This is a genomic window from Halorubrum coriense DSM 10284 (genome assembly GCF_000337035.1).
GTDB lineage: Archaea > Halobacteriota > Halobacteria > Halobacteriales > Haloferacaceae > Halorubrum > Halorubrum coriense.
In genome coordinates this window covers 58,936-80,927 of record NZ_AOJL01000027.1, presented here as the reverse complement: position 1 = coordinate 80,927, position 21,992 = coordinate 58,936, and the positions used below count along the sequence as shown (strand labels likewise).

Here is a 21,992-nt window from a genome sequence, read left to right as displayed (position 1 = left end):
GCCACGGTCGCGGGTCCCGCGCATCGGAAATCGGGGCCACGGTCGCGGGTCCCGCGCACCGGAAACCGGAGCCACGGTCGCGCGGGTCGCGCAGTCTATGCGTCCCGTCGCATACCGTTTTGTACAGCCCCTCCATCACGGGCGGTATGCCCGCTGACGCACCTCCATCGTCCGAGGAGGCGACCGACGACAGACCGGTCGCCATCCGGACGTCCGACCTGACGAAACGCTACGGCGACGACGTGCTCGCGGTCGACGCCCTCGACCTGACCGTGTACGCCGGCGAGATATTCGGCTTCCTCGGGCCGAACGGCGCGGGGAAGTCAACGACGATCGATGTGATCATGGACTACGTCCGCCCGTCGGCCGGGAGCGTGACCGTCCTCGGCCACGACGCGCAGGCGGAGACGCGCGCGGTCCACGAGCGGGTCGGCATCCTCCCGGACGGGTACGGGCTCTACGAACGGCTCACCGGCCGCAAGAACCTGGAGTACGCCGTCGAACTGAAGGGCACGGGCGACGACATCGACGCCCTGCTCGATCGAGTCGGCCTCGAATCCGCGGCCGCCGACCGCGCCGTCGGCGGCTACTCGAAGGGAATGACCCAGCGGCTGGCGCTCGCGATCGCGCTCGTCGGCGACCCCGACGTGCTGATCCTCGACGAGCCCTCGTCGGGGCTCGACCCGAACGGCGTCCGCCTCGTCCGCGAGATCGCCCGCGACCACGCCGATCGGGGGAAAACGGTGTTCTTCTCCAGCCACATCCTCAGTCAGGTCGAGGCCGTCTGCGACCGGGTCGCGATCCTCGACCGCGGCCGACTGGTCGCCGTCGACACCATCGCGGGGCTTCGCGCCGCGCTCGACGCCGGATCGACGGTGACGCTCACGGTCGACGCCGTCCCGGACCGGCTGACGCTCGGGGAAGTCGCCGGGGTCGACGACGTCGCAGTTGACGACCGGACGATCCGAGTCCGCGTCGGCGAGGCCGCGGCGAAGGTCGACGTCATCGACCGCGTCCGCGACGACGGGGCCGCGGTCCTCGATGTCACGATCGCGGAGTCGTCGCTGGAAGACCTGTTCAGCGCCTACACGGGGGGTTCATCGCCGAACCGAGACGGTCCCGACGCCGCCGGACCGGTCGCCGCCGACGCCGACGGGGGTACGCGATGACGGCGAGCGGGATCCGACTGACGATCGCGCGCAAGGAGTTCGGCGACGCGCTCCGGTCGCGGGTGGTCTGGGGGATCGTCGCGGTCATCGCGGTGATGTCGTCGCTGTCGGCGGCGCTCCCGCTGCTCGTCCCCGAGGCGGGCGGCGGCCCCGAGGCGGCCATCGGCGGCGCGTCGCAGTTCGCCGGGCTCCTCGTCCCGATCATGTCGCTCCTCGCGGCCTATCTCTCCATCGTCGGCGAGCGTGAGTCGGGCAGTCTGAAGATGTTGCTCGGACTCCCGCCCTCCCGCGGCGAGGTCCTCGTCGGCAAGTTCCTCGGGCGGGGCGGCGCGGTCGTCGTCGGGATCGCGTCGGGGTTCGCGATCTCGGGCGTGATCACGGCCGCCCTCTACGGCGAACTCCCGGTCGCCGCGTTCCTCGCGACGACGGCGCTGACGGTGTTGCTCGCCGTGTCGTTCCTCGGGATCGCCGTCGGGATCTCGGCGCTCACGGCGACGCGAAGCCGGGCGATGACCCTCGCGATCACGGCGTACCTCGGCCTGACCCTCCTCTGGGACCTGGCCCCGAACGGCGTCCACCTGCTGGTCACCGGCGAACTCCCCGGCACCGCCCTGCCTCCGTGGTTCCTCCTCGTCCGGGGGCTCAGTCCGACCGGCGCGTACAACGCGCTCGTCCAGCGGACGCTGCTCGGCGGGGCGGCCACCGACGCGGCGCTCGGTGGTCCGTCCCCGGCGTATCTCGATCCCGCGGTGTTCCTCGCGGTCCTGCTGGTCTGGGGCGCGCTCCCCCTCGTCGTCGGGTACGGCGGATTCCGACGCGCCGATCTGAGCTGACCGGATTTCGCCGCCGCGACGCGTCCGCTCGCCGCGGCGACCCGCCGGAGTCGCCGTGATCGAAACCCTTTCGACGCGACCGCGAAAAGCCGAGACGATGCGGAAAAGCGGCCCGCCGAAAGGACTGATCTCGTATCTCGTCTTGGAGCTGCTCGACGAACGCCCGCGATACGGATACGAGCTGCTCGGCGAGATCACCGACATCAGCGGCGGCCACTGGGAGCCCTCTTACGGCTCCGTCTACCCGATCCTCTACAAGTTCGAGGAGGAGGGCGTCGCCGAGCGCGTCGAGCGCGAGGCGGAGCCCGACCGCAAGTACTTCGCGCTCACCGACGCGGGCCGCGAGGAGCTCGCGGAGAAGCGCCGCGAGATCGGCGGCGAGGCCCGGGAGTTCGGCGACGTCGTCCTCGGTTTCTACCACCTGTACGCCGCGATCGCCACCGACGACCGGTTCGAGGTGGCCGACGCGGACGCCGACTGGGGGTACTCCGAACGCGACAGCGCGTGGATCGTCGAACAGATGATCCGCCACCACGAGCGCGACTTCGGCGAGTTCGAGCGGATCGACGCCTCGCCCGAGGAGTTCCACGCCGAGACGGACGGGACCGGATCGGACGACGCCGAGTCGGACAGCGCCGGACCGGAGAACGCCGAGTCGGACAGCGCCGGACCGGAGAACGCCGAGTCGGACAGCGCCGGACCGGAGAACGCCGAGCCGGACCGGACGGAACCCGGGTCCTCCGAGTCGGCGCCCGCGGACGACGCGGAGGGGTCCTCCTCCGGTGCCGCGGACGACTGACGCGCGTCGCGGCTCCCGCGCCGGGCGGACTCCTCAGCGGTGGAGCAGCCGCCAGAGGAGTCCGCCCGGGAGGCCGGCGCGGACCAGCCGGTCGTAGATACGGTCCGGGAGCAGGAGCGCGAGCCGCGGCAGCCAGCGCGCCCGGCGGCTCACCCGGTAGCGCGTCCGCGGCCGGTCGTCGGTCGTCGCCGCCACCACGCGCTCGACGACCGACTCGACGTCCGTGGCGGCCGGCGAGTACCCCTCGAACTCGCGGTAAGCGTCGGCGTACGGGCCGTCGCCGCCCGCCCCCTTGACCGCCGCGGCCGCCCGCTCGTTGAAGCCGGTCGGGACGGGGCCGGGTTCGACCAGCGCCACGTCGACCCCGCGGGGGGCGACCTCCCTGCGGAGCGCGTCGACGTACCCGTCGAGACCCGCCTTCGCGGCGCTGTACGCGCCGTGGTACGGCAGCGCCACCGAGCCGACCATCGAGCCGACGACCACGACCCGCCCGCCGCGCTCGCGGAGCGTCGGGAGCGCCGCGGAGACGGTGACGTGGACCGCGGTCAGGTTCGTCTCCAACTGCCGGCGGAACGCCGTCGCCGAGGTGTCCTCGACCGCCGCGATCTCGTACCCGCCGACGCAAGAGACGAGGGCGTCCAGCGGCCGCTCCGAGAGCAGGTCGCGAACGGCCGCCTCGTCGCGGAGGTCGACGACCGCGGTCTCGACCCCGTCCGGCAGCTCCGCGAGCCCCTCGGCGTCGCGGTCGACGCCGAGGACCTCGTGGCCGGCGGTCGCCAGCGTGCGCGCGACGCCGCCGCCGATCCCGCCGGCGGCCCCCGTCACGAGAACGTACATGGCGGACCGTCGCGGTGGGGCCAGTAGACGGTGGCGGTTCGACGCGGCGGCGGTCGCAGACGCCGGCGGTTCCCCGCGGCACTGAACCGGGAGCCGCCGGCGAGCCGCGCGCCGACGCCCGAAGGCATATATCCGACACGGGCGATGGTCGGGGTAATGTCCACCGACGAGCCGTCCGTTCCGATCGTGTGCGACGAGTGCGAGACGGAGACCCGCGTGCCGCTCGACGACCTCGCGGACGCGCTCGAGAAACACAACGCGGAGAAACACGGCGGCGACTCCGTCGCGGAGGTCGACCCGGCGATCAAAGACCGGCTCGCCGACCTCGTCGCCGAGGACCTGGGGCTGTTCGACGAGGAGGCGACGGAGCGGCCGTGACCCGGCGGCCGTGACCCGGCGACCGCGAGCGGGGCCGAAGCGAGTCGGCGGAACGAGCCAGCAATATTTGCGTTATTCGGTGACGGATACAGATCCGATTGTCTGCGGTAGAGGGGCTCAAACTCGCTAATTCGGACGTTTTGATTTCCTGACGGCGTCACCGGTACACGCCTCCGTTGCTGGTGGCGCGAGGGTGTTGCCCGCGGGTCCGCTTTCGAAGGTATGTACGAACCAACGCGGACAGCGTCGCGGCGGTCGTTCCTCGCGGCGGCGGGCGGAACTGCGACGGTCGGACTCGCCGGCTGCCTCGGCGGCTCCGGCGGCGGCGGACTCGACGAGCTGACGGTCGCGCACATGCCGATCTACCCCGACCTCCAGTGGTACGTGATGGAGGGCGAGGGGTACTTCTCGGAGATCGACGCCGAGGTCACCGGTCAGGAGTTCGGCAACGGCCCCGACATCGTCCGGGCGCTCGGCGGCAGCGACATCGACGTCGCGATGTTCGGGATCGTCCCCGCGATGATCGCGATCGACCGCGGCATCGCCGCGCAAGTGACCGCCGCGAACATCCGGGAGCCGATGGGAATCATGGCCGAGTCCTCGTTCCACGAGACGTTCGAACGGCAGGGCGCCGACGCGTTCGCGACGTGGGCCGAAGAGCGGGGCGAGCCGTTCACCTTCGGCACGTTCCCGCAGGGGAGCGTCCCGGACGTGCTGCTCCGCTACTGGCTCCGCGACGTCGGCGTCGACCCCGCCGCGAACGACAGCGTCAAGATCATCGAGATCAGCGGCGCAAGCTCCGTCTGGCAGGCGATCGCCAACGACGAGATCGACGGCACCTCGATCATGGAGCCGGTGCCGACCATCGCGCAGGCGGAGGAGTCGTCGGTGACGATGCTGCGGACGGCGGCCGAGGTCCTCCCCGGTCAGCCCGCCGCGGTCACCATGATGAGCGACGAGGTCCGGGACTCCCCGCTCGCGACGCAGTTCCTCGAACAGCACGTCCGCGCGACCGAGTTCATCGGCGAGAACCCCGACGCGACCGCGGGCCACGTCGAGGAGGGGATCGGGATGCGGGCCGACCGCGCGCGGCAGGCGCTCGACTCGCCGCTGTCGAACTTCATCACCGACCCCAACGAGATCACGGAGGCGACGCAGGTGTTCTCCGAGTTCGCGGCCGGAAACGACCAGATCGACGAGCAGCTGTCGACCGACGCGATATTCGACCTCGAGGTGTACGACTCGCTCTGATGGCGACCGAAACCGGACCGCGCGTCGGCGGCGACGAGGGGTTCGCGAGCCTCGCGCTCGGCGACGGCCGACGCCTGCGCCGCGGGGCGGTCGGCGTCGCGGCGTTCCTCCTCGTCTGGCACGCCGTCTCGCTCACGCAGGACCCGTTCGTCCTCCCCTCGCCCGTCGCCGTCGCCGAGGCGTTCGCCGGGGAGCTCGCCTCGGGCGACATGACCGCGGCGCTCTCGCAGAGCGTCCGCCACTGGATCCCGGGCACCGCGGTCGGGACCGGGCTCGGCGTCGCCGCCGGAGTCGCGTTCGCCTGGAGCCGGGTGCTCGACGACCTGACCGCGCCGCTCGTCCGGACGCTGCGCCCCGTCCCGCCGCTCGCGCTGATCGGCTTCGCGATCGCGTGGTTCGGGATCAACGACGCCGGCGCGGCGTTCATCATCGCCGTCGGCGCGTTCTGGATCAACTTCTACGCGGCGTACGGCGCGGTGGAGGGCGTCTCCGAGGACCTGCTCGACGTTGGCCGGACGCTCGGGGTCCGCGGCGACCTCGACGCGGTCCGGTCGATCGTGCTGCCGGCCTCGATGCCGGGGATCATGACCGGGATCCGGACCGGACTGGGACGGTGTTGGATGCTCGTCGTCGCCTCGGAGATATTCGGCGTCCCCGGGGTCGGCCGCGAGATCATCCGCGCCAGCAACAACCTACGCGTCGACCGGGCGATCGCGTACATCCTCGTGTTGAGCCTGATGTTCCTGCTCGTCGACGTCGCGTTCCGCGCGGTCGAACGGAGGGTGTTGGCGTGGCGGGCGTGAACGACGACGGGACCGTCGGCGACGCCGGCGCGTCCAGCTCTCCCGCGGCGGCGAGCGTCGCCCTCGACCGGGTCGGCAAGACGTACGCGGCCGACGGCGACGGCGAGCCGGTGCGCGCGCTCGACGACGTGTCCTTCTCGGTCGCGGACGGCGAGTTCGTCTGTCTCGTCGGGCCGTCCGGCTGCGGGAAGACGACGCTGTTCCGGGTCGTGGCCGGGCTGACCGAGGCGACGGACGGCCGGGTCCTGCTCGACGGCACCGAGGTCACGGCCCCGACGACGGACATGGGCGTGGTGTTCCAGGAGTACCACCTGTTCCCGTGGCTGACCGTCGAGGAGAACGTCGGGTTCGGCCTCGAACGGAGCGACCGGCCGGCCGCCGAGCGCGAAGCGCGGGTCGACGAGATGCTGGACCTCGTCGGGCTGACGGAGTTCCGGGGCGCCTACCCGAAATCGCTGTCGGGCGGGATGAAACAGCGCGTCGCCATCGCGCGGGCGCTCGCGGTGGATCCGGACCTGCTGCTGATGGACGAGCCGTTCGGCGCGGTGGACGCGCAAACCCGCGAGATGCTCCAGCGGGAGCTGCTCGACGTGTGGGCCTCTACGGGCAAGACCGTCCTCTTCGTGACGCACGACGTGGCGGAGGCGGTGACGCTCGCCGATCGGATCGTGGTGATGGCCGCGGAGCCCGGGCGCGTCCGGCAGGTCGTCGACGTCGACGTCGAGCGCCCCCGCGAGCGCGGCGACGCCGCGTTCGCGGAGTACGTCGGTCGCGTCAGGGAGCTGATCGGCGCGCACCCGTAGCCGGTCGATCCCCGCACCGCGTCCGGCTCCACACACCCGCTACTCTTCGGCGTCGGAATCCTCGGCGACAGAGTCCTCGGCGGATGAATCTTCCACGCTCGCCGCCAGCTCGTCCACGTGGGTGCGAATCGTCGCCAGCGTCGCGTCCGCGTCGGCGTACCCCTGATCGTAGCTGTCGAGCGCGCTCTCGGCTCGGTCGAGGAAGCGCTCCACCGCCGCGTCGCTCGGGTCGTCGGTCATACGAGTCCGTCCGCCCGCGAGCGGTTTATGTCTCCCGGCGGCGCGGGCGGTCGGAGGCGGACCGCACCCGCTCAGCGCCGACGGAGCGCGTACGTCGTGTAGCCGACCGCGACGACGAGCAGGGCCGAGAGCACGGTGCCGAAGAGGGCGGGCGACGCCGTGACGTACTCGCCGAACGGGTCGGTCAGCGCGAACACGGCGAGGATGAGCGCGACGGAGATGGCGATTCCGACCGCGCCGAACGTCTTGAACGCCGCGTCGAGGTCGAACCCAGACGATCCCTTCTGATGGCTCATACCCTCGCATACGCGCTCTAATTATAAATCCGCACAGTACGATTCTCAGACTCGGGGAACGGGGCCGACCGTGCGTGAGATGCGCACGCACCGTTTACTATTAGCGGTGATAATTTCCCCGTAGCGGTTTTGTCACCCTTCCGTCGAATCCAAATCGATGACTAAAGAGAGACGTGTCACGGCCTCACGTCGGCGGTTCGCCGTCGCCCTCGGATCGGGAACCGCGGCCGCCGTCGCGGGGTGTCTGGGAACGGATCCCAGCGGGACGGCGTCGATGGACGCCGGCGACGACGGGGCGGGCGACGGAACGGGAGACGACGGGGGCGACGCGATCACTAACGCAGACGACGCCGGCGCGACGGTCGGGATGATATACGCGCTCGGCGGGCTCGACGACCGGTCGTTCAACGACGCCGCGAACAGGGGTATCCAGCGCGCTCGCCTCGACTACGACGTGGCGTTCGCGAACGAGGAGCCGACATCGATCCCGGAGTTCGAGGCCACGCAGGCCGCGCTCTCGGCGTCGAGCGACCCCGCGTACGACCTGATCTGCTGTATCGGCTTCCTTCAGGGGGACGCCCTCTCGACGGTCGCGGGCGAACACCCCGACCAGCAGTATGTCATCGTCGACTCCGTCGTCGACAGCGACAACGTGGCGAGCTACGTGTTCCGCGAGCACGAGGGGTCGTTCCAGGCCGGCCACCTCGCCGGGCTGGTGACCGACCGCGACCTGTCCGTCGGCGCGGGGGCGACCGTCCCCGACGAGCGGACCGTCGGCTACGTCGGCGGCGTCGACTCGCCGCTCGTCCGCAAGTTCGAGGCCGGCTACCGCGCCGGCGTCGCCCACGCGACCGCGGACGTGTCGGTGCTGTCCACGTACCTCGGCGCGTTCGACGACCCCGAGGGCGGGTACGCCGCCGCCGCGGAGATGTTCGAACAGGGGGCCGACGTGGTGTACCACGCGGCCGGCGGCAGCGGCCTCGGCGTGTTCCAGGCGGCCCAGGAGTACGGCCGGTACGCGATCGGCGTCGACTCCGACCAGTCGCGCAGCAACCCCCGGTACGCGGACGTCATCCTGGCGTCGATGGTGAAGCGGGTCGGCACCGCGGTGTACGACGCCGTCGAGGAGACGATCGACGGCGACCTCGACACCGGCTCCACGACGGCGCTCGGTCTCGCCGAGGACGGGGTCGCGCTCGTCTACGGAACGTCGCTCGGGCCGGTGATCCCCGACGACGTGCGCGCCGCGATCACCGACTCCGGCGACCGGATCGTCGACGGCGACCTGTCGGTCCCCACGGACCCGGAGGCGGTGAACTGATGGCCTCCGACTCGTTCCGGCGTCTGGTGCGCGCCGTCGGCCGGCTCCTCCCGGACGCGGTGCGTCGCCGATACGCCGCGAAGTTCGCGCTGGCGTTCCTCGTGGTCGCGGCCGTCGTCGCCGCCGGGGGCGCGTTCACCTACCTCCAGACCGGAGAGACCGTGGAGTCCGACGCGACGACGCAGCTCGCGGAGACCGGCGGCCTCCAGGCCGACGCGATCGGCTCGTGGACCGACCGGATGCGCACCGAGACGCGGTCGATGTCGGCGGCCGACGCGCTCCGGTCCGACCGTCGAGCGCCGGCGTACGTGCTGTTGAAAGACCAGCTGCTCTCCGACGACATCGTCAGCATCCACCTCGTCGACGCGGCGCAGGACCGGGTCGTCGCCAGCACTGAACGGCCCTTGGAGGGGCGCGCGCCGAGCGACCTCGACGCGCCGTGGAGCGACGCGGACGTCCCCGAGGGGGTCGGCGCGGACGACCGCGTCTGGCGGTCGGACCGCTCGTACCGGTCGCCCGTACTCAACGACCGGCCGGTGATGGCGTTCGCCAGCTCGGTCCCGCGGGCCGACGGCCGGTACCTCGTCGTGGTCACCCGCATCCAGCCGCAGCTCGAACGCATCCAGAACAGCGACACCGGCGAGGAGACGATGATCCTCAACGCCGCGGGGCAGACCGTCCTCGACATCGACGGCACGGTCGACGAGGCGGCGCACGCCGACGGCATCGAGACGGTCCGGGAGGGCAACGCCACGACCGCGACGCGGATCGGCGACGGGCAGGTCCACGCGTACGCCTCGGTCCCCGAGACCGACTGGGTGGCCGTCACGAGCGTCGACCAGTCGACGGCGTTCGCCGTCCGCAACGACGTGGGGAACTCCGTGCTGCTCCTCGTCCTCCTGACGCTCGCCTCGCTGGGCGTCGTGGGCGCCGTGCTCGGGACCCGCACGGTGCTCCCGCTCTCGCGGCTCCGCAACCGCGCCGAGCGGATCGAGTCGGGCGACCTCGACGTCGACCTGTCGACCGGGCGGATCGACGAGATCGGCCGCCTGTTCACGAGCTTCGGCGAGATGCGGGACGCGCTCCGGAACCGGATCGCCGAGGCCGAGACCGCCGCCGACGAGGCCGAGGCGGCCCGCGAGGAGGCGGAGGCCGTCACCCGCGACATGGAGGCGCGCGCGGCCGACTACAGCGAGGTGATGGGCGCGGTCGCGGACGGCGACCTCACGCGCCGGATGGACCCGGACGCGGACCGCGAGGCGATGCGCGAGATCGCCGAGGAGTTCAACGACATGGTCGCCCAGCTGGAGCGGACCACCGCGCGGGTCGCCGCCTTCGCCGGCGAGGTCGACTCGGCGAGCGCGGAGCTCGCCGCCGGTGCCGACGAGGTCGAGACCGCGAGCGGGACCGTCAGCGAGCAGATACAGGAGATCGCCGACGGCGCGATCAGTCAGGACGAGCGCCTCGACGAGGTGAGCGACGAGATGAGCGACCTCTCCGCGAGCATCGAGGAGGTCGCCTCGTCCGCCGCGTCCGTCGCTGAGACCGCCGAGGCCGCCTCCGAGCGCGGCGAGGCCGGTCGCGAGGCGGCCGCGGAGGCGCTCGACGAGATGGACGCGATCGAGGCGCGCTCCGCGGCCGCGGTCGAGCAGATGGAGTCGCTCGACGACCGGATGGACGAGATCGACGAGGTGGTCGAGTTCATCACCGACGTGGCCGAGCAGACGAACATCCTCGCGCTGAACGCCTCGATCGAGGCGGCCCGCGCCGGCGAGGCCGGCGAGGGATTCGCGGTCGTCGCCGACGAGGTCAAGGACCTCGCCGAGGAGACGCAGGAGGCCGCCGCCGAGATCGAGTCGCAGATCGCGACGGTCCGCGACGAGACCGACGCGACCGTCGACGACATCCGCGAGACAAACGAGCGGATCGACGAGGGGGCCGACACCGTCCGCGAGGCCTCGTCGTCGCTCGAAGCGGTCGTCGACGCCGTCGAGGAGACGAACCACGGCGTCCAGGAAATAAGCGAGGCGGCCGAGGACCAGGCCCGGTCGACGCAGCGCGCGGTCGAGGGGGTCGAGGACGTCGCCGAGGTGAGCGGGGAGGTCGCCGCCGGCTCCGAGCAGGTGTCCGCGGCCGCGGAGGAGCAGACCGCGACCGTCGCCACCATCGCGGAGAACGCCGACCGGCTCCGCGGGCAGGCCGACTCGCTCGCCGAGTCGGTCTCCGCCTTCGAGGTCGACGTCGATCCCGACGGGGCCGAGAACGCGGAGTCCGACGGCGTCGACGCGACCGGGGGAGACGACGTGGCCGAGAGCGACGCGAGGGGCGGGAGCGACGAAGGACGGGACGCGGAGAGCGGATCCGTCGGAGACACTGACGAGTCGCCGCTCGGAGACGGGCTCGCCGCCGACGGCGACGGGCGACCGCCCTCGACCGACGAGCGTTAGTCCCCGCCCTCGGGTCGTCGGCGGCGGCGGCTCTAGTCCCCGCTCTCTGGGTGTCCCTCGACGATGGCGACGCCGGAGGACGCGCCGATCCGCACCGCGCCGGCGTCGAGCATGGCCGTCGCCTCGTCGTAGGAGCCGACGCCGCCGGAGGCCTTCACCGGCAGGTACTCGCTCAGCAGTTCGACGTCGGGGACGGTCGCGCCGCCGTCGGCGAAGCCGGTCGACGTCTTCACCATGTCGGCGTCCGCGGCGACCGCGGCATCGCAGGCGCGGCGCTTCTCGTCGTCGTCGAGGAGCGCGGTCTCGATTATCACCTTCACGGGGACGGGCACGGCCGCGACGACGTCCGCGAGCTCGTCGGCGACCGCGCCGTCGTCGCCGGCCTTCAGCCGGCCGACGTTGATCACGAGGTCGATCTCGTCCGCGCCGTCCTCCCACGCCGCGACCGCCTCGTCGCGCTTGACCGCGGGGTCGTGCTGTCCGTGCGGGAACCCGACCACGGTGGCGATCGCCTCGGGCTCGGCCTCGGACGCGACCGCCTCGGCGACGTAACACGGCGGGATACACGCGTTCATCCCGTGGGTCGCGGCCTCGTCGAGAACGGTCCGCACGTCGGCCCACGTCGTCTCCGGGCCGAGGACGGTGTGGTCGATGCTGGCGGCGAACTCGTCGCGGTTCATGCCTCTCCCGTGGCGGCGGGAGCTAAAAGGCGTGCGGGGTCGCCGCGGTCGGCGACCGGTCGTTCGTGACGGCGGTCCGGAGACCGCGGGGGTCTCAGACCGAGCGCGTCGGCGTCAGCTCTCGATCTCTATCTCCGTGCCGCTGACGGCGTTCTCGACCGTCACCGGAAGCCGGACGCTCAGGATGCCGTTCCGGTACGTGGCCTCGATGCCGTCCTCGTCGATCGCCTTCGGGAAGCGGAACCGTCGGTGGTACGTCCGCCGCGTCCCGCGGCTCTCGTCCTCGTGTTCGCCGGCGACGTTGAGCACGCCGTCGTTCCACGAGGCGGTGATCTCCGACGGGTCGAACCCCGGAAGCTCGACCGAGAGGACGAACTCACCGTCCTCCTCGTACAGTTCGTAGTCGGTACTACCGGATTCGAACAGTCTGCTCGGGAAGTCGAGTCCCTGCGTCCACGCGTTGGCTGGCTCGAGCATGGGCATTGCTGACCACCTCGAACTCATCTGGTAATAGGTTCGCGATTCTATAAAAATCTGACGTATCTTGGTGTTTTGTAACACAGTACGATCGACGGCGCATCCGACCCGGGATCGCCCTCCGCGCCGCCCCGCCGCCGAGTCCGGTCGCCGTAGCGGACGCCGACGGGCGGCCGATAGTTGGAGATTTCTCCAACGTTCGCGCGTCCGCCCCGGATTTATTTCGTCCGCGTGCCACCCCGGCTCATGGATCGCGACACCGCCACGCCCGCCGTCTCGGACCTCCCCGGCGAGCGCGCTCGCGAGTGGGTCGAGTACCACCACGAGTCGGCCGCACCGAGCACCTACGTCTACGAGTTCGTCTGGGACCGCACCGCCCCCGCCGAGGGCCCGTTCTGTACCGACGTCGACGGCAACGTCCTCATGGACTTCACCAGCCACGTCGCCGCCGCGCCGCTCGGGTACAACAACCCGCTCATCATGGACCGGCTCGCGGAGTTCGACCTCGTCGACCCGCTGAAGATCGCGGGACAGGACTTCTACGCCGCCGGCGGCCCCTCCCCCGACGACGGAATCCCGGGGTCGTCCGGGCTCATGGACCGGCTGACGGACCTGACGAGCCACTACGACATGGACACCGTCTTCCTCTCGAACTCCGGCGCGGAGGCGGTCGAGAACGCCATCAAGATCGCCTACGACGCCTCGGACGGCGCCAAGTACGCGATCACCTTCGACGGGGCGTTCCACGGGCGGACGCTCGGCGCGCTCTCGCTCAACCGCTCGAAGTCCGTCTACCGCCGGGAGTTCCCCGAGGTCAGCGGCGTGATGGACGTCCCGTACTGCGACGACCGGACCTGCTCGCCCGAGACGTGCTCGTGCGGCTTCTTCGCCGACGGCGTCTCCCGGCTCCGCCGGAAGCTCGACCCGAAGCGGGGGAACGTCCACCCGGACGACGTGGCCTACCTGATCATGGAACCGATCCAGGGCGAGGGCGGCTACCGGTTCCCCTCCGAGGCGTTCACCGACGAGATCGCGGCGCTCGCCGACGAGCACGACATCACGCTGATCGCCGACGAGATCCAGTCCGGCGTCGGCCGCACCGGCGAGATGTGGGGCTCGGACCACTACGCGTACGACCCCGACGTGATCACGAGCGCGAAGGGCCTCCGCGTGGGGGCGACCGTCTCCCGGAGCGACGTGTTCCCGGAGGAGACCGGCCGGCTCTCGTCGACGTGGGGGGCCGGCGACCTGATCGCCTCCGCGCAGGGAGCGATCACGCTCGACGCCATCGAGGAGGCGGCCCTCATGGACAACGCGGTCGCTCGCGGGCGGCAGTTCAAGGAGACGATACGCGACGCCGCGCCCGACGGCGTCGACGACGTTCGCGGCAAGGGGCTGTTGCTCGCCGTCGAGTTCGACACGACGGAGCGCCGCGACGCGGTCGTGAAACACGCGTTCGACCGGGGCCTGCTGACGCTCGCGTGCGGCAACGAGGTCGTCCGGATCCTCCCGCCGCTCGACGTCACCGAACGCGAGATCGACCTCGGCTGCGACCTCCTCACCGACGCGATCGCGGACGCGGCCTGAGCGGTCCCCGCCGGCTCGGGCCGGCCGCCCTCAGCGGTCCGCGTACCACTCCGCGAACTTCTCTAAGGCCCGCCCGCGGTGTGACACCGCGTTCTTCCGGTCGGTGTCCATCTCCGCGAACGTCTCGCCGTCGTGTTCGAAGATCGGGTCGTAGCCGAACCCGCCGTCGCCCCGCGGCGCGACGATCCGCCCCGGGACGTACCCCTCGAACAGCTTGACCGGGAGCGGGTCCGCGTCGGCTCCGACCGCGTCATCCTCGCCGCCGCTCTCGCCGCCCGCCTCCGCGTCCGGGCCCGCCGCCGCGGCCGCGTCGCGGTCGCCCCGGTCGACGGGGTCGGGGCTCGCGGCGAACCCCTCGCCGTCGCAGTAGCCGAGCGTACACCGGAAGGCGGCGCGGCGGTCGTCGAGCTCGCTTGCGACCTCGTACACGCGCTCGATCCCGAGCGTCTCCTCGACGTACGAGGAGTACGGGCCCGGGAACCCGTCGAGCCCCTCGACGAACAGTCCCGCGTCGTCGACGAGGACCGGCCCGTCCGCGTGGCGGTACGCCTCGCGGGCCCCCTGAGCCGCGATCGGCCCGAGACCGTCGGCCTGGACCTCCGTGTAGTCGAAGTCGAGTCGCTCCACCGAGCCGTCCGGGAGGTACCGCTCCGCCTCGCGGACCTTCCCCGGGTTCGTCGTCACGTACCTGAGCACGGACGGACGTGGGCGCGCCCGCGAGGAATAGCCGTCGGTCGCGGACGGGGACCGGCCGCGGCAGTACGTTTTTGTCGTCTCGACGACAGCATCCGCGCATGGCCCTCCCTACCTTCGAGAAGAAGCGGCTCGTCGGGCTCATCGCGATCCTGTCGTTCGGGCTCACCTCGCTGTCCGCCGTCCTCCTCCCGAGCCCCGTAGCGCCGCTCGGACCGGCGCTGTTCATCACCGGCTTCTTCATCCTGATCCCGCTGGTGTTGGTCCTCGGCGAGGCGTTCCCGCTCGTCGCGTCCGACGACGGAGAGACCGGGGAACCGCCGGACTCCGCCGCGGCGGACCGGCCGATCGCGGCGCTGCGCGATCGGTACGCGAGCGGCGAGATCGACGAGGCGGAGTTCGAGCGGCGGCTCGACCGGCTGCTGGCGACCGAGGACCTCGACGAGCGGTTCGACCGAACGCCCGCCGAGGTCTCGGACGGCTCCGGCGCGAACCGAGCGCGCGAGTACGAACTGGAGTGAGTCGGCGAACCGCGCTCAGGGGTCGACGCGGGCGATCCACGCGTCCGGGTCGTCCAGCTCCTCGCCGGTCGGCAGGTTCTCGGCGCGCTCCCAGACCGCGCCCGCGGCCTCGATCCCGCGCTCGTCCGCGACGCGCCGGAAGAAGGCGGCCCCGCGCTCGTACTGTCGCCGCTTGAGGCCCAGTCCGAGGAGCCGCTGCGCGAGCCGCCGCACCGGGCCGCCCCCGCCGCGCCGATCGTCGAGTTTGCGCCGGAGGTCGGCGTACTCGCCGTCGAACGCGCGGTCCATCAGGACCTCGGCGTACCCCTCGACCGCCGTCATCGCGGCCTGGAGCTCCGCGAAGGCGTCGGGGTCGAGCCCGCGGTCGGTCATCCCCTCGACCCCGCGCTCGACGCGCGATTCGAGGTACTCCGGGAGCCACGGGGCCGCGCCGAACTCGGCGGCGTGGGTCACCTCGTGGAACGCGATCCACCGCCGGAAGCGGGGGTAGTCCACGTCGAGCGTCCGCGCGACCGCGACGATGTTCGGGTGGACGAAGTAGAGGCCGTGGTCGGCGGCCGGCTCGTCGGCGAGGAGGAGGGGGTCGTACTGGCCGAGGACGTTCCGCGAGAGGAACCCCAGCGCGAACGCCATCGACCCCGTGTTGGCGACCCGGCTGAGGTCCCGCGCGAACGCGGGACCGCGCCGCGCGGGCGTCGCGTCGAACGTCCCGTCCGGCTCGTCGAGGTCCGCCGCGGCCGCCTCGATCGGGTCCATCACGCGCCGGAACGTGCCGACGCTCGCGTCGATCCAGTGGTGGCGGTTCTGTACCTCGACGGTGTCGGGCACGTCGAACTCGATCCCGGCGACCGCGGCGAGCCGCGAGCGCGCGTCGCGGACGTCGGCGGCGTACCCCGCGCGCTCCGCGTCGGAGAGCGCGACCGACCCGGGGTCCGTGGCGCCCTTCGCGGCCGCCGCGGCCCGGTCCCAGTCGACGACGCCCGGTCCCTCGGCCTCGGCGACGGCCCGGACGCTTCGGAGGATGTCCATACCGATCGGACGAGCGGCCGCCTCAAAGCGCTTGTGTCGGCCGGTGCGTCGCCGGCGCGGCCGACTCCGGTGTCTTCTTGCCCGACGCCGCACAGCCTCGCCCATGGACGAGACGCGCCGCGCGTTCCTCGACGACCTGCTCGCGACGCCGAGCCCCTCGGGCTTCGAGACCGCCGCCCAGCGGGTGTGGACCGACTACGTCGGCGAGTTCGCCGACCGGGTCGACACCGACGCGTACGGCAACGCCGTCGCGGTCCACGAGGGCGACCCCGACGCGCCGACGGTCGCCGTCACCGGCCACGCCGACGAGATCGGGTTCATCGTCCGGGACGTGCTCGACGACGGCTTCCTCCGGATCGGGCGGATCGGGGGCGCCGACCGCACCGTCTCGAAGGGCCAGCACGTCACGGTCCACGCCGAGGAGCCGGTTCAGGGCGTCATCGGACAGACCGCGATCCACCTGCGGGACGGCGACGAGGAGTACGAGGACGTCGCCGGGCAGTTCGTCGACATCGGCGCCGCGGACGCCGACGAGGCCCGCGACCACGTCGAGGTCGGCGACCCCGTCACGTTCTCGACCGGGCTCCGCGACCTCGTCGGCGACCGGATCGCCGCCCGCGGGGTCGACAACCGCGCCGGCGCGTGGGCGGCCGCGGAGGGGCTCCGCCGCGCCGCCGCGGCCGACGTCGACGCCACCGTGTACGCGGTCTCCACCGTTCAGGAAGAGGTCGGGCTCCAGGGGGCGCGGATGGTCGGCGTCGACCTCGACGACGTCGACGCCTTCGTCGCGGTCGACGTCACGCACGCCACCGACAACCCGGACGTGGACCGCGAGCGGCGCGGGCCGGTCGAGCTCGGTGCCGGCCCGGTGATCGGTCGCGGGAGCGCGAACCACCCGGTCCTCGTCGACCTCGCGCGCGACGCCGCTGCGGACGCCGACGTCGACGTTCAGCTCCAGGCGGCCGGCACGCGCACCGGCACCGACGCCGACGCGTTCTACACGACCCGCGGGGGGACCCCCGCGCTCAACGTCTCGATCCCGAACCGGTACATACACACGCCCGTCGAGGTGATCGACACCGCGGACCTCGACGGCGTCGCCGACCTGCTCGCGGCGATCGCCGCGGCGGCGGGCGACCGCGAGGGGGCGGCGAACCCGTTCGCCGTCGAGGTCTGAACCGCCCGCCGCGGGTCGGATCGCCACGACAAACCGGGGCACGGCGGCGGCGAAACGGAACTGTTTTACTATCGTCTTTCCTACCGTAGATTGCGACGAACGGACGTGCTCTGGTGGTGTAGTCCGGCCAATCATATCACCCTCTCACGGTGATGACCTGGGTTCAAATCCCAGCCGGAGCATTTCTCTTCCCGTTTCGCTGCTCGTTCCCCGGCAGCGCCCCGTCTCGGCCGAACGCCGCGGACCCGCCGACCGTCAGCCGCAGTAGCAGTGGTCGTCCATACAGAACGTCGCCTCCATGTCGCCGAGCGGCAGCCCGAGCGAGGCGAGCGTGGCCCGCACGTCGTTGACGGCGCTCCGCGCCGGCCTGACGGTTCCCGCGGCCGCCCCCGTCGGCGCTTCGCCGGCCTCGATCGTCGCGACCACCGACCGCGAGGCGTGCTCCACCACGGCGACGTGGTTCGCGTCTTGGACCGGCACGTACAGCTTCTCGCGGCGCGGCCCCCACGCGGCGGAGATGGCGCTCCCGCCGACGTCGATAGTCGTCTCGTACTCGAACGTCTCCAAGTCGATCACGCCGACGCCCTCGCCCGGGATGAGGAGGTACGCCGCCTCGCTGTCCGGGTCGACCTCGCTCGTGATCGGCGCGCCCGGCACCCCGTCGTCGCGGGTGACCTTCGCCACCTCTTCGGGAGCCTCGGGGTCGGAAACGTCCCAGACGCTCTCGGAGCCCTCGCGGGGGACCTCGGGGTCGTTCCCGAGGGTTCCCTCCCCGTTCTCGACGAGGAGGTATTCCCCGTCGAACGTCGCGGTACACATGAACGGGAGGACCTTCCCGTCGGTAACCGGCTCGCCCGCGTCGACGCGCGCGACCGTCTCGAATGGGTCGACGCGCACCACGCGGATCGACTCGTCGGCGACGTCGGCGACGAAGCAGTAGTCGCCGTCCGGCCCGAGCGTCGCGTCGCAGGGGCCGACGTAGCCGGTCCGCATCTCGCCGGTCACCTCGCCGAAAGTATCGCTCTCGCGGTCGGCGTCGACGCGGAAGATCGCGTGGTCCGGGGGGTCGTCCGGGTCCGGGTCGAGCCCCGTCGTGCCGCCGGACGCGATCAGCAGGTGGTCGCCGTCGGGGGTCACGTTCGGGTAGTTCGGCCCGTAGCCCGTCTCGACGAACGCGAGCTCCGTCAGGGTCCCCTGGTCGAACGCGCGGACGCCGCCGGCGACGTTGAGCCACAGCACGTCGTACGCGCCGTCCGCCCCGGTCGAGTACTGGTTGGCCGGGAACGACGCCGTGGTGTCGAGGAACGCGGTCGCGACCGCCTCGTCGCGCTCGGGGTCGACGACGCTCACCGTCCGGTCGCCGTTGTTGAACGCGAACACCGTGGGGAGCGCTTCGGCCGCCTCGCGCCCACCGCCGCCTCCCCCGCCCGAACAGCCGGCGAGCGCCGCCGCGGCACCGACCCCGCCCGAGGCGCGGAGCAGCCGGCGGCGGTCGACGCCGCCGGCGAACGGGTTCGTCCGGTCGCCGTTCGCGAGCGCGGCCCCCTTCGACGGTCGCGGGTCGGCCTCGGCGGACCGGGCGTCGTCTCGCTCCGCGTCCGGGGCCGCCCCCTCTCGGCGAGTCCTCGCGCGTCGTCCGCGACGGCGGTCGTCGGTCATGATGCTACCACCGGGCTCGCCGGGTAAAGCCCCGCCGGGCGTCCCGATTCCGGTGCGAGCGCGCCGGCGTCGCCGGGGAGTCGCCGTCGACGGCTCGCCCGCCCTCTCACGCCCTCTCACCGGTTCAGCCGCCGGCGGAGCACCGCGGCGGCGACGAGGACCGTCCCGAACGTGACGGCCCCGGAGATCAGCGCGCCGCGGGCGCTCGTCGCGCCCGTCGCGAACGCGCTCACCGAGGCCGAGCCGCCGACCAGCGCCGCCCCGCCCGCCAGCCCGCCGAAGCCGATACAACAGAGGCTCAGCAGGCCCACGGCGGACAGCGACCCGAGGATCCCGTCGTCGCTCATCGCTCTGGGTCCCCCTCGTCGCTCCGGCCACGAATAGCTACTGGGGTCGGGCGCGGCGGGCGCGCGACCGTCGGCGGGAGGCGACCCTCGCTTCGGGTCGGGCTCGACCGCCGCGACGGCGCCGCGTCTGACCGCCAAGCGAGGGTTTAATTCCGCCAGCGCGCGAGGGCGTCGTGTGGACCCGAGCCGGATNGGATCCCCGCCGAGTTCCCCGCGCCGAGCTTCCGCGGCGCGCAGGAGCGGGCCGTCGCCGACATCCGCGACGCCTTCGCGGCGGGCAACGAGGTCGTGCTGGTGCGCGCGCCGACGGGCAGCGGCAAGTCGCTGCTGGCCCGCGCCATCATGGGGGCGGCGGAGACCGCGGGCGAGGCGGCCCCCAGCGAGGCGACCGGCGCGTACTACACGACCCCGCAGGTGTCGCAGATCGACGACGTCGAGGCCGACGACCTCCTCGACGACCTGGCGGTGATCCGCGGCAAGTCGAACTACGACTGCGTGCTCCCCGGCGAGCACGACACGCCCGTGAACCGCGCCCCCTGCGCGCGCCAGCAGGGGTTCGACTGCTCGATCCGACACCGCTGCCCGTACTTCTCCGACCGCGCCATCGCCTCGGGGAACCGCTTCGCCGCCATGACGCTCGCGTACTTCATGCGCACCGCCGGCTCCGAGGTGTTCCGGAAGCGCGACGTGGTCGTGATCGACGAGGCGCACGGCCTCGCCGAGTGGGCCGAGATGTACGCGACGATCGAGATATCGCCCGAGCGCGTGCCGGTGTGGGACGACGTCGGCGTCCCGGACGTCGCGGCCGACGCCGACCCCGAGGAGGACGCGCTCGACCGGACCGCGCGGTTCGTCGAGGCGCTGCGCGACGTGGCGATCCGCGCGAAAGACGAGCTGGTCGGCCGCGAACTCGACCGCGAGGAGGTCGCGCGGCGCGACCGGCTCCAGGAGCTGATCGGCGAACTCGGCTGGTTCCTCGAAGACTACCGCGATCTCCAGTCCCCGACCTCGTGGGTCGTCGACCAACCGGGCGGGGAGGGAACCGCGATCGAGATCAAGCCCCTCGATCCCGCGAGATACCTGCGACACACCGTGTGGGACCGCGGGAACCGGTTCGCGCTGCTGTCGGCGACGATCCTCTCGAAGGAGGCGTTCTGCCGCGGCGTCGGCCTCGACCCCGCGGACGTCGCGCTCGTCGACGTCGAGCACACGTTCCCGCTCGCGAACCGCCCGCTCTACGACGTGACGCAGGGGTCGATGACCTACGAGCACCGCGACGAGACGGTCCCGAAGATCGCCCGCCTGATCGTCCGGCTGATGGCCGAACACCCCGACGAGAAGGGGCTCGTCCACGCGCACTCGTACGACATCGCGGAGCGGCTCACGGAGCGCCTCGGCGAGTTCGGCGTCGCCGCGCGCGTCAGGCGTCACGACAAACGGAACCGCGACGCCGAGCTGGAGGCGTGGAAGGCGAGCCCGGACCCGGAGGTGTTCGTCTCGGTGAAGATGGAGGAGGCGCTGGACCTGAAAGGCGACCTCTGCCGCTGGCAGGTGGTGTGTAAGGCCCCGTATCGGAACACGAACGACTCGCGGGTCGCCCGGCGGCTCGCGGACGGCCAGTGGGCGTGGTACCACCGGACGGCGCTGCGCACCGTGATTCAGGCGTGCGGCCGGGTCGTCCGCGCTCCGGACGACTACGGCGCGACGTACCTCGCCGACGACTCGCTGCTCGACCTCTTCGACCGCGCCGCGGCCGACACCCCCTCGTGGTTCCGCGACCAGATCGACGCGATGACGACCCCGTCGCCGCCCGCGTTCGACCCCGACGCCGCGCTGGCGGGAATCGACGCGTCTCCGTCGGCTACGGCCGGATCCGCACGGCGGAACGACCGCCGTTCCGGCGGGGCCGAAGACCGAGGCGCGACCCGCTCGTCCCGCGGGAACGCCGATAGCGGGGCCGACGGCGGCGACGCGACCGCCGACGGCGCGACTGGGGGCGACGAGTCGGTCCGCACCCGCTCCGAACGCGACGCGGAGCGCCGCGAGAACCACCCGTTATCCGACGTGTGGGGCGACGGCTGACGGACCGGGCGGATCTCTCGCGGAGGGCAGAGAAGGACGACGGACGAGGAGCGGCGGCTGTCGAGCGGCGCCGACGCGCGTCGGTCGAGGCGGCCACGGAACCGGGCCGACTACAGCAGCGAGACGCCCCAGGCGACCATCGAACTCACCATGAGGAGCGCGAAGAACAGCGCCATGAGCTGTTGTCTGTCCATGCCAGCGTGTCGTCCGTAAGGCGGTATAACTCCTGCGGGCGAGCGGAACGAGCCGACGGACGTATTACGATCCCCGTTTCGATCGGTCGTCAATATATATCATATAAGGTGTATCAGGTCCCTCAATGAAGTAGTAACCTTCATAATCCCTCACGCGACTACTGGATGTATGGCCACGAACGGGCTGTCGAGTGCGCTGACGCTGTACGGTGCGCGAACCCTGACGCTGTCGCAGGCGGCCGCACAGGCGGGGCTCAGCGAGGCCGAGTTCATCGAGCAACTCGAACGCCGCGGCATCGAGGTAACGGAGTCCGAGCGCGCCGCAGCGCTCGGCCAAGAGCAGCCCGCCCGCGCCGACTGAGCGGCGCT

General features: G+C 71.9%; 23 protein-coding genes and 1 tRNA gene. 15 read left to right on the top strand and 9 right to left on the bottom strand.

The window, feature by feature from the left end; translation table 11 throughout:
• Positions 1–146: 146 nt before the first annotated feature.
• The 3 genes from C464_RS06660 (at position 147) to C464_RS06650 (ending at position 2,801) form a co-directional block, all read left to right on the top strand.
• Positions 147–1,169 (top strand): ABC transporter ATP-binding protein, encoded by a 1,023-nt coding sequence (locus tag C464_RS06660; protein WP_006112864.1) that lies wholly within the window; start codon positions 147–149, stop codon positions 1,167–1,169.
• On the top strand, positions 1,166–2,002 hold the full coding sequence (locus tag C464_RS06655; protein WP_006112863.1) for an ABC transporter permease subunit: 837 nt from the start codon (positions 1,166–1,168) through the stop codon (positions 2,000–2,002). Before C464_RS06660 ends, C464_RS06655 begins: the two co-directional genes overlap by 4 nt.
• Before the next feature lie 97 nt (positions 2,003–2,099).
• Complete coding sequence (locus tag C464_RS06650; RefSeq protein ID WP_006112862.1) at positions 2,100–2,801, top strand: PadR family transcriptional regulator; 702 nt, start codon at positions 2,100–2,102, stop codon at positions 2,799–2,801.
• A gap of 33 nt (positions 2,802–2,834) precedes the next feature.
• Here the strand turns inward: C464_RS06650 and C464_RS06645 are convergent, their stop codons facing one another.
• Positions 2,835–3,638: an SDR family NAD(P)-dependent oxidoreductase gene (locus C464_RS06645; RefSeq protein ID WP_006112861.1), complete on the bottom strand. Its 804-nt coding sequence runs from the start codon at positions 3,636–3,638 to the stop codon at positions 2,835–2,837.
• Positions 3,639–3,794: 156 nt separating this feature from the next.
• Here C464_RS06645 and C464_RS06640 point away from each other — a divergent pair, with 156 nt between their 5' ends.
• The 4 genes from C464_RS06640 to C464_RS06625 all read left to right on the top strand — a co-directional run bounded on the left by C464_RS06640 (position 3,795) and on the right by C464_RS06625 (position 6,873).
• A complete protein-coding gene (locus C464_RS06640) occupies positions 3,795–4,016 on the top strand; it encodes a hypothetical protein (protein ID WP_006112860.1) in 222 nt (73 codons plus the stop codon).
• 222 nt (positions 4,017–4,238) lie between these two features.
• Positions 4,239–5,267, top strand: coding sequence for an ABC transporter substrate-binding protein (locus tag C464_RS06635; protein ID WP_006112859.1), 1,029 nt, complete (start codon positions 4,239–4,241; stop codon positions 5,265–5,267).
• Positions 5,267–6,070 carry an ABC transporter permease gene (locus tag C464_RS06630; protein ID WP_006112858.1) on the top strand — a complete coding sequence of 268 codons (804 nt, stop codon included), beginning with the start codon at positions 5,267–5,269 and terminating at the stop codon, positions 6,068–6,070. The genes C464_RS06635 and C464_RS06630 overlap by 1 nt, the downstream gene beginning before the upstream one ends.
• Positions 6,058–6,873 carry an ABC transporter ATP-binding protein gene (locus C464_RS06625; RefSeq protein ID WP_006112857.1) on the top strand — a complete coding sequence of 272 codons (816 nt, stop codon included), beginning with the start codon at positions 6,058–6,060 and terminating at the stop codon, positions 6,871–6,873. The genes C464_RS06630 and C464_RS06625 overlap by 13 nt, the downstream gene beginning before the upstream one ends.
• A gap of 39 nt (positions 6,874–6,912) precedes the next feature.
• Here the strand turns inward: C464_RS06625 and C464_RS06620 are convergent, their stop codons facing one another.
• Both C464_RS06620 and C464_RS06615 read right to left on the bottom strand, forming a co-directional pair.
• Positions 6,913–7,113 carry a hypothetical protein gene (locus C464_RS06620; protein ID WP_006112856.1) on the bottom strand — a complete coding sequence of 67 codons (201 nt, stop codon included), beginning with the start codon at positions 7,111–7,113 and terminating at the stop codon, positions 6,913–6,915.
• Between the two features lie 71 nt (positions 7,114–7,184).
• Positions 7,185–7,409, bottom strand: a complete 225-nt coding sequence (locus C464_RS06615; RefSeq protein WP_006112855.1) for a hypothetical protein — start codon at positions 7,407–7,409, stop codon at positions 7,185–7,187.
• A 157-nt stretch (positions 7,410–7,566) separates the two neighbouring features.
• On the opposite strand from C464_RS06615, the gene C464_RS06610 reads away from it, so the two are divergent.
• Both C464_RS06610 and C464_RS06605 read left to right on the top strand, forming a co-directional pair.
• Complete coding sequence (locus C464_RS06610) at positions 7,567–8,730, top strand: BMP family lipoprotein (protein ID WP_049910926.1); 1,164 nt, start codon at positions 7,567–7,569, stop codon at positions 8,728–8,730.
• Positions 8,730–11,177 carry a methyl-accepting chemotaxis protein gene (locus C464_RS06605; protein WP_006112853.1) on the top strand — a complete coding sequence of 816 codons (2,448 nt, stop codon included), beginning with the start codon at positions 8,730–8,732 and terminating at the stop codon, positions 11,175–11,177. The genes C464_RS06610 and C464_RS06605 overlap by 1 nt, the downstream gene beginning before the upstream one ends.
• 32 nt (positions 11,178–11,209) lie before the next feature.
• On the opposite strand, the gene deoC is transcribed toward C464_RS06605, so the two are convergent.
• Positions 11,210–11,857 (bottom strand): deoxyribose-phosphate aldolase, encoded by a 648-nt coding sequence (deoC, locus tag C464_RS06600; RefSeq protein WP_006112852.1) that lies wholly within the window; start codon positions 11,855–11,857, stop codon positions 11,210–11,212.
• Positions 11,858–11,971: 114 nt separating this feature from the next.
• Positions 11,972–12,334, bottom strand: coding sequence for an Hsp20/alpha crystallin family protein (locus C464_RS06595; RefSeq protein WP_006112851.1), 363 nt, complete (start codon positions 12,332–12,334; stop codon positions 11,972–11,974).
• A 246-nt stretch (positions 12,335–12,580) separates the two neighbouring features.
• On the opposite strand from C464_RS06595, the gene C464_RS06590 reads away from it, so the two are divergent.
• Positions 12,581–13,921 carry an aminotransferase class III-fold pyridoxal phosphate-dependent enzyme gene (locus C464_RS06590; RefSeq protein WP_006112850.1) on the top strand — a complete coding sequence of 447 codons (1,341 nt, stop codon included), beginning with the start codon at positions 12,581–12,583 and terminating at the stop codon, positions 13,919–13,921.
• Positions 13,922–13,951: 30 nt separating this feature from the next.
• Here C464_RS06590 and C464_RS06585 read toward each other — a convergent pair whose 3' ends face one another.
• A complete protein-coding gene (locus C464_RS06585) occupies positions 13,952–14,617 on the bottom strand; it encodes a non-canonical purine NTP pyrophosphatase (protein WP_006112849.1) in 666 nt (221 codons plus the stop codon).
• Positions 14,618–14,715: 98 nt separating this feature from the next.
• Here C464_RS06585 and C464_RS06580 point away from each other — a divergent pair, with 98 nt between their 5' ends.
• Positions 14,716–15,135: an SHOCT domain-containing protein gene (locus C464_RS06580; protein WP_006112848.1), complete on the top strand. Its 420-nt coding sequence runs from the start codon at positions 14,716–14,718 to the stop codon at positions 15,133–15,135.
• A gap of 15 nt (positions 15,136–15,150) precedes the next feature.
• On the opposite strand, the gene C464_RS06575 is transcribed toward C464_RS06580, so the two are convergent.
• On the bottom strand, positions 15,151–16,164 hold the full coding sequence (locus C464_RS06575; protein ID WP_006112847.1) for a zinc-dependent metalloprotease: 1,014 nt from the start codon (positions 16,162–16,164) through the stop codon (positions 15,151–15,153).
• Between the two features lie 103 nt (positions 16,165–16,267).
• Here C464_RS06575 and C464_RS06570 point away from each other — a divergent pair, with 103 nt between their 5' ends.
• Entirely contained in the window at positions 16,268–17,341 is a 1,074-nt protein-coding gene (locus tag C464_RS06570; RefSeq protein ID WP_006112846.1) for a M28 family peptidase, read from the top strand.
• Positions 17,342–17,448: 107 nt separating this feature from the next.
• Positions 17,449–17,523, top strand: a tRNA-Glu gene (locus tag C464_RS06565).
• A 73-nt stretch (positions 17,524–17,596) separates the two neighbouring features.
• On the opposite strand, the gene C464_RS06560 is transcribed toward C464_RS06565, so the two are convergent.
• Positions 17,597–19,000, bottom strand: coding sequence for a beta-propeller fold lactonase family protein (locus C464_RS06560; protein WP_006112845.1), 1,404 nt, complete (start codon positions 18,998–19,000; stop codon positions 17,597–17,599).
• A 116-nt stretch (positions 19,001–19,116) separates the two neighbouring features.
• Positions 19,117–19,347, bottom strand: coding sequence for a hypothetical protein (locus tag C464_RS06555; protein ID WP_006112844.1), 231 nt, complete (start codon positions 19,345–19,347; stop codon positions 19,117–19,119).
• Positions 19,348–19,689: 342 nt separating this feature from the next.
• Between C464_RS06555 and C464_RS06550 the strand changes: the two genes are divergently transcribed.
• Both C464_RS06550 and C464_RS06545 read left to right on the top strand, forming a co-directional pair.
• A complete protein-coding gene (locus C464_RS06550) occupies positions 19,690–21,429 on the top strand; it encodes an ATP-dependent DNA helicase (protein ID WP_239640212.1) in 1,740 nt (579 codons plus the stop codon).
• 363 nt (positions 21,430–21,792) lie between these two features.
• Positions 21,793–21,984, top strand: a complete 192-nt coding sequence (locus tag C464_RS06545) for a UPF0175 family protein (RefSeq protein ID WP_006112842.1) — start codon at positions 21,793–21,795, stop codon at positions 21,982–21,984.
• Positions 21,985–21,992: the final 8 nt, after the last annotated feature.